The 11981-nt window shown below is 41.8% G+C and carries 10 protein-coding genes; all 10 read left to right on the top strand.

The window, feature by feature from the left end; all coding sequences use genetic code 11:
- The first annotated feature begins 2 nt into the window (after positions 1–2).
- The 10 genes from recN (at position 3) to D8863_RS03155 (ending at position 11973) form a co-directional block, all read left to right on the top strand.
- Entirely contained in the window at positions 3–1670 is a 1668-nt protein-coding gene (gene recN, locus D8863_RS03200; RefSeq protein ID WP_125441065.1) for a DNA repair protein RecN, read from the top strand.
- Positions 1671–2399 (top strand): metallophosphoesterase family protein, encoded by a 729-nt coding sequence (locus D8863_RS03195; RefSeq protein WP_125422609.1) that lies wholly within the window; start codon positions 1671–1673, stop codon positions 2397–2399.
- 78 nt (positions 2400–2477) lie between these two features.
- Positions 2478–4301: a translation elongation factor 4 gene (gene lepA / locus D8863_RS03190; RefSeq protein ID WP_001047158.1), complete on the top strand. Its 1824-nt coding sequence runs from the start codon at positions 2478–2480 to the stop codon at positions 4299–4301.
- A gap of 144 nt (positions 4302–4445) precedes the next feature.
- Positions 4446–5069, top strand: a complete 624-nt coding sequence (locus D8863_RS03185; protein WP_061586936.1) for a hypothetical protein — start codon at positions 4446–4448, stop codon at positions 5067–5069.
- Between the two features lie 80 nt (positions 5070–5149).
- A complete protein-coding gene (gene dprA, locus D8863_RS03180; protein WP_125441064.1) occupies positions 5150–5998 on the top strand; it encodes a DNA-processing protein DprA in 849 nt (282 codons plus the stop codon).
- A gap of 117 nt (positions 5999–6115) precedes the next feature.
- Complete coding sequence (gene topA, locus D8863_RS03175; RefSeq protein ID WP_125441063.1) at positions 6116–8203, top strand: type I DNA topoisomerase; 2088 nt, start codon at positions 6116–6118, stop codon at positions 8201–8203.
- Positions 8204–8310: 107 nt separating this feature from the next.
- On the top strand, positions 8311–8670 hold the full coding sequence (locus D8863_RS03170) for a YbaN family protein (RefSeq protein ID WP_001237224.1): 360 nt from the start codon (positions 8311–8313) through the stop codon (positions 8668–8670).
- Between the two features lie 93 nt (positions 8671–8763).
- Positions 8764–9396, top strand: a complete 633-nt coding sequence (locus D8863_RS03165) for a copper homeostasis protein CutC (protein WP_125441062.1) — start codon at positions 8764–8766, stop codon at positions 9394–9396.
- A 43-nt stretch (positions 9397–9439) separates the two neighbouring features.
- Complete coding sequence (locus D8863_RS03160; RefSeq protein WP_125441061.1) at positions 9440–10096, top strand: MmcQ/YjbR family DNA-binding protein; 657 nt, start codon at positions 9440–9442, stop codon at positions 10094–10096.
- A gap of 314 nt (positions 10097–10410) precedes the next feature.
- Positions 10411–11973 (top strand): 2-isopropylmalate synthase, encoded by a 1563-nt coding sequence (locus D8863_RS03155; RefSeq protein WP_125441060.1) that lies wholly within the window; start codon positions 10411–10413, stop codon positions 11971–11973.
- The last annotated feature ends 8 nt before the right edge of the window (positions 11974–11981 follow it).

The raw sequence follows: 11981 nt of genomic DNA, 5'->3' as shown, positions 1-11981 counted from the left end.
GTATGTTACTTGAAATTTCGATAAAAAACTTTGCCATTATTGAGGCGATTTCGCTCAATTTTGAAAAGGGTATGACTGTTTTAACCGGGGAAACGGGTGCTGGAAAGTCTATCATTATCGACGCTATGAATCTCATGTTGGGGGCTCGTGCAACGACAGACGTTATTCGTCACGGTGCTCCTAAGGCAGAGATTGAGGGGCTTTTCTCAGTTGAAAATAGTCGCCTTTTACAGGAACTTTTTGATGAGCAAGGTTTGGAAATGGGTGATGAGATTATCATCCGCCGGGAAATTTTGCAAAATGGTCGTAGTGTTAGTCGCGTGAATGGCCAGATGGTCAATCTTTCTGTCTTGCGTGCTATTGGGCAACATCTTGTGGATATCCATGGTCAGCATGACCAAGAGGAGTTAATGCGTCCTCAACTGCACATCCAGATGTTGGATGAGTTTGGTGATGCTGCTTTCTTGGACTTGAAGGAGACCTATCAGACGAGCTTTGATGCCTATCGCAAAATGCGCAAGCAGGTTTTGGAAGTCAAGAAAAACCAACAGGAACACAAGGCTCGTATTGAGATGTTGGAATTTCAAATGGCAGAGATTGAGGCAGCAAACTTACAGGCTGGTGAAGACTTGGCTCTCAACCAAGAACGAGATAAACTCCTCAATCATAAGAATATTGCTGATACGCTAACCAATGCCTACAGTATGCTGGACAATGAGGAATTCTCCAGTCTTGCTAATGTCCGTTCAGCCATGAATGACATGGAAAGTGTCGAAGAGTATGACCCTGAATACCGTGAAATTTCAAGTTCTCTATCAGAAACCTACTATGTTTTAGAAGATATTACAAAGCGTTTGGAAGATATTATTGAGGACTTGGATTTTGATGGCAATCGCCTTATGCAGGTTGAGAATCGCTTAGACCTTATAAATACTATTACCCGCAAGTACGGTGGAACTGTGGACGACGTTTTGCTTTATTTTGCCAAGATTACGGAAGAGTACAATCTCTTGACAGGTAATAATCTTTCTTCCGAAGACATGGAAGCAGAGCTCAAGAAATTGGAAGTTAAACTTGTCGATTTGGCAGGGCAGCTTGCATCAGCTCGCCATGACTTGGCCCAGCAGCTTGAAGCTGAGATTAAGCAAGAATTGCAAGACCTCTATATGGAGAAGGCACAATTCCAGGTTCGCTTTAGTAAGGGTAAATTTAGTCGTGAGGGGAATGAAACAGTTGAATTTTACATTTCCACCAACCCTGGTGAAGACTTTAAGCCTTTGGTTAAGGTTGCGTCTGGTGGGGAATTATCCCGTCTCATGCTAGCTATCAAGTCAGCCTTTTCTCGTAAGGAAGGAAAGACCAGTATTGTCTTTGATGAGGTGGATACGGGAGTTTCAGGTCGTGTAGCCCAGGCCATTGCGCAAAAGATTCATAAGATTGGTCAGCATGGCCAAGTCTTAGCAATCTCTCACTTACCTCAAGTAATTGCGATCGCGGATTATCAATTCTTTATTGAGAAGATTAGCGATGAGCATTCAACTGTTTCCACAGTTCGTTTGCTTACCCTTGAAGAACGAGTAGAGGAAGTAGCTAAGATGTTGGCTGGGGAAAATGTAACCGAAGCTGCCCTTACCCAAGCCAGAGAATTATTGCAAACGAGGATGAAATAAATGACAGACTATTATGTAATTGGAGATGTTCACGGGAAAGCAGGTATGTTAGAAGATCTGCTCAAAACCTGGGATGGTCAAACTCAGTTGCTCTTTCTAGGGGATTTGATTGACCGTGGTGAAGACAGTCGCCGTGTTCTAGAAATGGTCAAGGATTTGGTCGACAATCATGGAGCTATCTGTCTATCAGGAAACCATGAGTATATGTTTCTGACTTGGCTCGATGATCCAGAAGAAAGCTATGACCATTATCGTCGCAATGGTGGAGATACAACTATTAACTCAATCCTAGGTCGTCCCTTGGATGCACCAGTTGATGGCGTAGAAGATGCCAAGCGCGTTGCGACTGAAGCAGCAGACTTGGTCGAATTTATTCGTCAAATGCCATTTGTAGTAGAGACAGACAAGTATATCTTTGTTCATGCGGGTATTGACTTGACCTTGGATGATTGGCATGAAACAACAGATTACAAGAAAGTCTGGCTCAGAAAGCCATTCCACGAAGCCGAAAATCATACTGGGAAAACCATTGTCTTTGGGCATACACCAGTTTATGGCTTACTGAAGCAAGACCGAGGTACAGCTGAGCTTTGGATAACAGAGGATGGCAAGATTGGCATGGATGGAGGAGCTGTCTATGGTGGTGTCCTTCATGGGATCGTCTTTACAGACCAAGGAATGACAGAACACCACTTTATCGAAAATGATGGCTTTATTGCCGAAGATTAGTACTCCTAGCAGGGTATGGTCTTGTCAAAATGTTAAAAACAATTTATAATTAATAGATACCCTGAAAGGAAGAGCATCATGAACTTAGAAGATTTGAAAAAACGACAGGAGAAGATTCGGAACTTCTCTATTATCGCCCATATTGACCATGGGAAATCAACCCTAGCAGACCGCATTTTGGAAAAGACGGAGACGGTTTCTAGTCGTGAAATGCAAGCCCAACTTCTGGATAGTATGGATCTTGAGCGTGAACGTGGGATTACCATTAAACTCAATGCCATTGAGCTTAATTACACTGCGAAAGATGGTGAGACCTATATTTTCCACTTGATTGACACGCCAGGGCACGTGGACTTTACCTATGAAGTGTCGCGTTCGCTAGCTGCCTGTGAAGGAGCGATTTTGGTGGTTGATGCGGCCCAAGGGATTGAGGCGCAAACTCTTGCTAACGTTTATCTAGCCTTGGACAATGATTTGGAAATCTTGCCCGTCATTAACAAGATTGACCTTCCAGCAGCTGATCCAGAGCGTGTGCGTACAGAGATTGAGGATGTCATTGGACTAGATGCCAGCGAAGCGGTCCTGGCTTCAGCAAAAGCTGGTATTGGAATTGAAGAAATTCTTGAGCAAATCGTAGAGAAAGTTCCCGCACCAACTGGTGATGTAACGGCGCCACTCAAAGCATTGATTTTCGACTCCGTTTACGATGCTTATCGAGGGGTTATCCTTCAAGTGCGTGTCATGGATGGAGTTGTCAAACCTGGCGATAAGATTCAGCTCATGAGCAATGGCAAGACCTTTGATGTGACTGAGGTGGGAATTTTCACACCGAAAGCAGTTGGTCGTGATTTCCTTGCGACTGGTGATGTTGGTTATATTGCGGCTTCCATCAAGACGGTTCAAGATACGCGTGTTGGTGATACAGTGACCCTAGCAAGCAATCCTGCCGCAGAACCGCTAGATGGATACAAGCAGATGAATCCTATGGTCTTTGCGGGTCTTTATCCAATCGAATCAAACAAGTACAATGACCTTCGTGAAGCCCTTGAAAAGTTGCAGCTCAACGATGCCAGCCTGCAGTTTGAACCAGAAACATCTCAGGCCCTTGGATTTGGTTTCCGTTGTGGATTCCTTGGACTTCTCCATATGGATGTTATCCAGGAACGTTTGGAGCGTGAGTTCAACATTGACCTTATCATGACAGCTCCGTCTGTTATTTACAAGGTTAACCAAACTGACGGTGAGTCTATGGATGTGTCTAACCCCTCTGAATTTCCAGATCCGACTAAGATCGCGACCATTGAAGAACCGTATGTCAAGGCGCAAATCATGGTACCGCAGGAGTTTGTCGGAGCGGTTATGGAACTAGCTCAGCGTAAGCGTGGGGACTTTGTGACCATGGACTATATTGATGATAATCGTGTCAATGTTATCTATCAAATTCCACTTGCTGAAATTGTCTTTGACTTCTTTGATAAGCTCAAGTCTTCGACGCGTGGTTATGCAAGTTTTGACTACGAATTGTCAGAGTATCGTCCGTCTAAGCTAGTCAAAATGGATATCCTTCTCAATGGTGATAAGGTCGATGCCCTCAGCTTTATCGTTCACAAGGACTTTGCCTACGAACGTGGGAAACTCATTGTTGATAAGCTCAAGAAAATCATCCCTCGTCAACAATTTGAGGTACCAATCCAAGCAGCTATTGGGCACAAAATCGTGGCTCGTACTGATATCAAGGCTCTTCGTAAGAACGTACTTGCCAAATGTTATGGTGGTGACGTTTCTCGTAAACGCAAACTCCTTGAAAAACAAAAAGCTGGTAAGAAACGCATGAAAGCCATTGGATCAGTAGAAGTCCCACAAGAAGCCTTCCTTAGCGTCTTAAGCATGGATGAAGAATAGAAATAAAAAATAAAACTCTTGAAGATTTTTCAAGAGTTTTTGCTTTAAATGAGAGCTATAAAATCGGAAACTAACAGAATCGATTAGGTTAGAATTTGACAGAAGTCCTTATTTTTCTTATAATGCAGATGGAAAGGTGGTAGGATGAAAAAATTATTAATTTTAGGTACTGTAGTTACTGCTAGTGTTTTTCTAGCTTCATGCTCCAATAATTCGCAAACAGCAACCGAAGAAAGTTCGACTGCAGTTGTTAGTTCTTCTAGCAGTCAGGAAACAAGTAGTTCTAGTTCTGCTGTTTCTGAAGCGAAAAAGGAAGAGACGCAAATCATCGGTTCGAATGAATATGGTTTTGTCAAGGTACCCAAATCATGGGTTCAATTCCATGAAGTAGAAGGTGGAAATGATATACAGTATAGTGATGGAACAGATATCAACATTGTTACGCTGAATACCTTTAAGGCTGAGCAGTTTAATATCAGCGAAGAAGAGTATGCTAAACTGGATGTTGTGACAGTCTCATCTAGTATTTTAACTTCCAAAGAACAAAGCTCTGATTTCAGTAAGGTTTGGGGCTCCAAATCGACCATTGGAGGTTATGAAGCCTATGTTGTCAATGCAATTGCTAAGTCAGGGAAATACCTCGTTACCTGGGTTTTCCGATCAAATGATGGTAAAATCCGCTATGTTTCACTTGAAGGGGATGGGGAAACTTTAAAAACAATCTTACCGATGGTTGAAAGTAGCTGGTCAACTACTAAATCTGAATAAATGAAAAAAGAAGATTCTTGGTCTTCTTTTTATTTTTTTTACGAATAGATAGATGAGTAGAAAAAGAAATGGAGTTGTATATGAAGATCACAAACTATGAGATTTACAAATTGAGAAAAGCTGGGCTGAGCAATCAACAAATTTTAACTGTTCTTGAATATGACGAGACTGTAGATCAGGAGCTCTTGCTAGGTGATATTGCAGAAATTTCAGGATGCCGTAATCCTGCGGTCTTTATGGAACGTTATTTCCAGATAGATGATGCACAGTTGGAGAAGGAGTTTCAGAAATTTCCATCCTTCTCGATTCTTGATGACTGTTATCCTTGGGATCTGAGTGAGATTTATGATGCTCCAGCGCTCTTGTTTTATAAAGGAAATCTAGACCTGTTGAAATTTCCAAAGGTTGCTGTTGTAGGGAGTCGTTCATGTTATAGTCAGGGAGCAAAGTCGGTTCAGAAAGTCATTCAAGGTTTGGAAAACGAGTTAATCGTGGTCAGTGGTTTAGCCAAAGGGATTGATACGGCTGCTCATATGGCTGCACTTCAGAATGGAGGAAGAACGATTGCCGTCATTGGAACAGGATTGGATGTTTTTTATCCCCGAGCCAATAAACGTTTGCAGGAACACATTGGCAATCACCATTTGGTACTTAGCGAGTACGGACCTGGTGAAGAGCCCTTGAAATTTCACTTTCCAGCTCGTAATCGCATCATTGCTGGACTGTGCCGTGGCGTTATTGTAGCAGAGGCAAGAATGCGTTCAGGGAGTCTCATCACCTGTGAGCGTGCTATGGAGGAAGGGCGTGATGTTTTTGCCATTCCGGGAAACATTTTAGACGGCCATTCAGATGGCTGTCACCACCTGATCCAAGAGGGAGCAAAGCTGATTAGCAGTGGTCAAGATGTGTTGGCTGAGTTTGAATTTTAAGGAGAAATTTGTTCACTCAGATAAACTTTTCTTCTATATATAGGACTTAGGTCTTGACAGCTATAGAAAAATGGTTTACACTTTATAAAGTTTATTACTTTGAAAAGGTGTGATAGTGTGGCTACGGCAACAAAGAAGAAAAAATCAACAGTTAAAAAAAATCTAGTCATCGTAGAGTCGCCTGCTAAGGCGAAAACGATTGAGAAATATCTAGGCAGAAATTACAAGGTTTTAGCCAGTGTCGGGCATATCCGTGATTTGAAGAAATCCAGTATGTCAGTCGACATTGAAAATAACTATGAACCGCAGTATATCAATATCCGAGGCAAAGGCCCTCTCATCAATGATCTGAAAAAAGAAGCCAAAAAGGCCAATAAAGTCTTTCTGGCGAGTGACCCGGACCGTGAAGGAGAAGCAATTTCCTGGCATTTGGCTCATATCCTTGATTTGGATGAGAATGATGCCAACCGTGTGGTCTTTAATGAAATCACCAAGGACGCAGTGAAAAATGCTTTTAAAGAACCTCGCAAGATTGATATGGACTTGGTTGACGCCCAACAAGCTCGTCGTGTCTTGGACCGCTTGGTAGGGTATTCGATTTCGCCTATTTTGTGGAAAAAGGTCAAGAAGGGCTTATCAGCAGGACGCGTGCAGTCGGTTGCCCTTAAGCTCATCATTGACCGTGAAAATGAAATCAATGCCTTCCAACCAGAAGAATACTGGACAATTGATGGTGTCTTTAAGAAGGGAACCAAACAATTTCAAGCTTCTTTCTATGGTATGAATGGCAAAAAGATGAAATTGACCACTAATGAAGAAGTCAAAGAAGTCTTGTCCTATTTGACTAGCAAAGATTTCACAGTAGAACAGGTAGATAAGAAAGAACGCAAACGCAATGCGCCCCTACCGTATACAACTTCAACCATGCAGATGGATGCTGCTAACAAAATCAATTTCCGTACTCGAAAGACCATGATGGTGGCTCAACAGCTCTATGAAGGGATCAATATCGGATCAGGTGTGCAAGGTTTGATTACCTATATGCGTACAGACTCGACTCGTATCAGTCCTGTGGCTCAGAATGAAGCGGCAAGCTACATTAACGACCGTTTTGGTAGCAAGTATTCCAAGCACGGTAGCAAGGTCAAGAATGCCTCAGGTGCTCAGGATGCCCACGAAGCCATTCGCCCATCTAGTGTCTTTAACACACCAGAAAGCATCGCTAAGTATTTGGACAAAGACCAGCTCAAGCTCTATACCCTTATCTGGAACCGTTTTGTGGCTAGCCAGATGACAGGCGCTATCTTTGATACCATGGCTGTTAAGCTTTCTCAAAATGGGGTTCAGTTTACGGCAAATGGAAGCCAAGTTAAGTTTGATGGGTATCTTGCTATCTACAATGACTCTGACAAGAACAAGATGTTGCCAGATATGGTAGTAGGAGATGTGGTCAAGCAGGTCAATAGCAAGCCAGAACAACATTTTACTCAACCGCCAGCTCGCTATTCGGAAGCGACTCTTATCAAGACCTTGGAGGAAAATGGGGTTGGACGTCCGTCAACCTACGCTCCAACCATTGAAACCATTCAGAAACGTTATTATGTTCGCCTTGCAGCTAAACGTTTTGAACCAACAGAGTTGGGAGAAATTGTCAATAAACTCATCGTTGAATATTTCCCAGACATCGTAAACGTGACTTTTACAGCTGAAATGGAAGGAAAACTGGATGATGTCGAAGTTGGAAAAGAGCAGTGGCAACGGGTCATTGACGCCTTTTACAAACCATTCTCTAAAGAAGTAGCCAAGGCTGAATCCGAAATGGAAAAAATCCAGATCAAGGATGAGCCAGCTGGATTTGACTGTGAAGTTTGTGGCAGTCCAATGGTAATTAAGCTAGGACGTTTTGGTAAATTCTATGCTTGCAGCAACTTCCCAGACTGCCGTCACACACAAGCGATTGTCAAAGAGATTGGAGTCGAGTGTCCAAGCTGTCATCAAGGACAAATCATCGAACGAAAAACCAAGCGTAATCGTATCTTCTATGGTTGCAATCGCTATCCAGAATGTGAATTTACTTCCTGGGACAAACCAATTGGACGTGATTGTCCAAAATGCGGACACTTCCTTGTGGAGAAAAAGGTCCGTGGTGGTGGTAAGCAGGTTGTATGTAGTAATGGAGACTACGAAGAGGAAAAAATTAAATAAAATGAAGAGTCCTGAAAATAAATTTCAGGCTCTTTTTTTGTTGATGCTTGACAAATTTCCCCCTTGTATGCGAAACTAGAGGAAGAGTAATTTATCTAGGAGAAATCATGCGACTCATTTACCTCAGTATTGGCTTTATTTCACTGGCTTTAGCTGTTATTGGAGTTGTCCTACCACTTTTACCAACAACTCCCTTTCTTTTGTTAGCTATCGCTTGCTTTTCAAAATCTTCTAAGCGTTTTGAAGACTGGCTTTATCACACCAAGCTCTATCAGACTTATGTAGCTGACTTTCGCGAGACCAAGTCTATTGCGCGAGAACGAAAGAAAAAAATCATCGTATCCATCTATATCTTGATGGGGATTTCTATTTATTTTGCCCCTCTTTTGCCAGTCAAAATCGGTCTGGGAGCCTTGACTATCTTTATCACCTACTATCTCTTTAAAGTCATTCCTGACAAAGAATAGATAAAAATAGTAGTTATTTGCCTTGATAAAAATGAAAGCATATTTAAAATAATATGATATAATAAATTTAAAGAAAACATCAAGGAGAATCAAATGATTTACGAATTTTGTGCTGAAAATGTGACCTTGCTTGAAAAAGCGATGCAGGCTGGAGCTCGTCGAATCGAACTCTGTGACAATCTAGCAGTAGGAGGAACAACACCTAGCTATGGAGTGACCAAGGCAGCGGTTGAACTGGCAGCTAACTACGACACCACCATCATGACTATGATTCGTCCCCGTGGTGGCGATTTTGTCTATACTGATCCTGAAATAGAGATCATGCTAGAAGATATTCGTTTGACTGCGCAAGCTGGAAGTCAAGGCGTTGTATTTGGTGCTTTAACTGCTGATAAGAAGTTGGATAAGACTAATCTTGTGAAGCTGATTGCCGTATCTAAAGGAATGGAAATTGTCTTCCATATGGCCTTTGATGAATTGAGTGATGAAGACCAATTGGAAGCCATTGACTGGCTCAGCCAAGCTGGTGTCACTCGTATCTTAACTCGTGCTGGTGTGTCTTGTGACTCGCTAGAGAAACGTTTTGAACACTATCACAGAATTTTGGAACATGCAAAAGGTAAAATTGAAATTTTACCAGGTGGGGGGATTGACTTGGATAACCGTCAAACCTTTATCGACCAGCTGGGCGTGACACAATTGCATGGAACTAAGGTTGTCTTTTAAAAAATAGAAAGGAACTGCTAGCTTTTGGTAGCAGTTTTCACTTATGTTTGAAATTTTTAAATCCTATCAGTTTAATAAAGAAGAAGCTCATGCCTATGGTTTTGTAGAAAACGGAGAAGTCTGGACCTATAGTTGCCAGATTTTGCAGGGTGAATTTTTCATGACAATCTCCATCACTCTTGATAATGTGAGTTTTCAAGTTTTTGATCAGGAGACTGGTGACCTTTATCCTCAAGTCCATATGGAAAGCATGAGGGGGACTTTTGTAGGAAGTGTTCGTCAAGCTTGTTTGGAGATTCTTTACCAGATTCGGAAGTCTTGCTTTGATGTACAGGATTTTATCTGTCCTCAGACTAAGCGCATCATGGCTCAAGTTCAGGAAAAGTATGGTAATCAGTTGGAGTATCTGTGGGAAAAGTCGCCTGATACAGCTGTATTACGCCATGAAGGTAATCAAAAATGGTATGCTGTTATGATTAGAATCCCATGGGATAAGCTGGAAAAGGGGAGAGAAGGGCTAGTCGAAGCAGTCAACCTCAAACATGACCAAGTAGCTGACTTGCTTTCAAAAAAAGGCATTTATCCAGCCTTTCATATGAACAAACGCTACTGGCTTAGTCTGGCGCTTGATGATAGTTTGCAAGATGAAGAAGCGTTAGAACTTATCGAAAGAAGTTGGAACTTGACCGTGAAAAAATAAAGAAATTCACTTGAGTTTTCAAACACTTTCAATTAGCAAAATATTCTTTACTGAAGAAATTTTCAGAAAATAATGGATTTTTTCTTGACAAGTGTTTTTAGCTATGCTAAAATACTAAACAAGATATCAAACGAAGGAGAAAGTCAAACATGAAAACAGCTAAGTTTAATCAATTTGCTTTGTTGTTGAGGTACTCGGGCTAGTGCAAAAGCATTAGTCCTGTTTGGCTTACCAAGCGGGAGTAAATCAACATCTCGCTTGGGCTTCTGAGCGAGATGTTTTTTTAAAACCACATTTGGAAAAGGGGAAATCTTATGCGTAAAGTTGAATTTTTTGATACAAGCCTTCGTGATGGGGAACAAACACCTGGTGTTAACTTCTCAATAAAGGAAAAAATTTCCATTGCAAGACAGCTGGAGAAATGGGGAATTTCTGTAATTGAAGCTGGTTTTCCGGCTGCTAGTCCAGATTCATTTATAGCCGTTCAAGAAATTGCTAGAGCCATGAAAAAAACAGCAGTGACAGGATTAGCTCGTTCTGTAAAATCTGATATTGATGCGTGTTATGAGGCTCTTAAGGATGCCAAGTATCCACAAATTCATGTCTTTATCGCTACTAGTCCGATTCACCGCAAGTATAAGCTCAATAAGAGCAAGGAAGAGATTTTAGAAGCTATCAAGGAACATGTTTCTTACGCACGTTCTAAGTTTGAAATCGTCGAATTCTCTCCTGAAGATGCGACTAGAACAGAGTTGGATTTCCTCTTACAAGTTGTTCAAACAGCGGTCGATGCAGGTGCATCTTATATCAATATCCCTGACACAGTTGGCTTTACGACTCCAGAAGAGTTTGCACGTATCTTTGATCACTTGACTGAAAATATTAAATCAGATCATAAAGTTGTCTTTGGTGTCCACTGTCACGATGATCTCGGTATGGCAACTGCAAATACTTTGACAGCAATTAAACACGGTGCTGGACGTGTCCAGGGAACTATTAATGGTATCGGTGAACGCGCAGGTAATGTTGCTCTTGAAGAAGTAGCTGTTGCTTTGAAGATTCGTGAGGATTTCTTCCAAGCAACTAGTGATATTGTTTTGGATGAAACAATGAATACGTCTGAAATGGTTTCTCGCTTCTCTGGTATTCCAGTTCCTAAAAATAAGGCTGTCGTTGGTGGCAATGCCTTTTCTCATGAATCGGGTATTCACCAAGATGGAGTCCTTAAAAATCCTCTCACTTATGAGATCATCACACCTGAATTGGTCGGTGTCAAGAGTAATAGTCTTCCGCTTGGAAAATTGTCAGGTCGCCATGCCTTTGTTGAAAAACTAAGAGAACTGGCTCTAGATTTTACAGAAGAGGATATTAAACCACTCTTTGCTAAGTTCAAGGCACTAGCGGACAAGAAACAAGAAATCACAGATGCAGATATTCGAGCTCTGGTAGCTGGAACCATGGTTGAAAACCCAGAAGGTTTCCACTTTGATGATTTGCAACTTCAAACCCATGCAGACAATGAAATTGAAGCGCTCGTTAGCCTAGCCAATATGGATGGTGAGAAAGTCGAATTTAATGCAACAGGGCAAGGCTCTGTTGAAGCGATCTTTAACGCTATCGATAAGTTCTTTAACCAATCTGTCCGCTTGGTGTCCTATACCATTGATGCTGTGACAGATGGAATTGATGCTCAAGCTCGGGTTTTGGTCACTGTTGAAAACAGAGATACCGAAACCATCTTTAACGCAGCAGGTCTTGACTTCGATGTATTGAAGGCTTCGGCTATTGCCTATATCAATGCCAATACTTTTGTTCAAAAAGAGAATGCAGGTGAGATGGGGCATAGCGTTTCCTACCGAGACATGCCTAGTGTGTAAAGGAGAAG

Source organism: Streptococcus oralis (genome assembly GCF_003943825.1).
In the GTDB taxonomy this organism is placed as follows: domain Bacteria; phylum Bacillota; class Bacilli; order Lactobacillales; family Streptococcaceae; genus Streptococcus; species Streptococcus oralis_CD.
The sequence above is the reverse complement of the archived record's forward strand: the minus strand, read 5'-3'. Positions and strand labels throughout refer to the sequence as shown.

Excerpts from the sequence above, each read along its gene's own strand:
- D8863_RS03160 (WP_125441061.1), top strand. The coding sequence starts at position 9,440 with ATGTTTGAAATTTTTAAATCCTATCAGTTTAATAAAGAAGAAGCTCAT.
- D8863_RS03155 (WP_125441060.1), top strand. The coding sequence starts at position 10,411 with ATGCGTAAAGTTGAATTTTTTGATACAAGCCTTCGTGATGGGGAACAA.
- D8863_RS03195 (WP_125422609.1), top strand. The coding sequence starts at position 1,671 with ATGACAGACTATTATGTAATTGGAGATGTTCACGGGAAAGCAGGTATG.
- dprA (WP_125441064.1), top strand. The coding sequence starts at position 5,150 with ATGAAGATCACAAACTATGAGATTTACAAATTGAGAAAAGCTGGGCTG.
- D8863_RS03185 (WP_061586936.1), top strand. The coding sequence starts at position 4,446 with ATGAAAAAATTATTAATTTTAGGTACTGTAGTTACTGCTAGTGTTTTT.
- D8863_RS03165 (WP_125441062.1), top strand. The coding sequence starts at position 8,764 with ATGATTTACGAATTTTGTGCTGAAAATGTGACCTTGCTTGAAAAAGCG.
- D8863_RS03170 (WP_001237224.1), top strand. The coding sequence starts at position 8,311 with ATGCGACTCATTTACCTCAGTATTGGCTTTATTTCACTGGCTTTAGCT.
- lepA (WP_001047158.1), top strand. The coding sequence starts at position 2,478 with ATGAACTTAGAAGATTTGAAAAAACGACAGGAGAAGATTCGGAACTTC.
- recN (WP_125441065.1), top strand. The coding sequence starts at position 3 with ATGTTACTTGAAATTTCGATAAAAAACTTTGCCATTATTGAGGCGATT.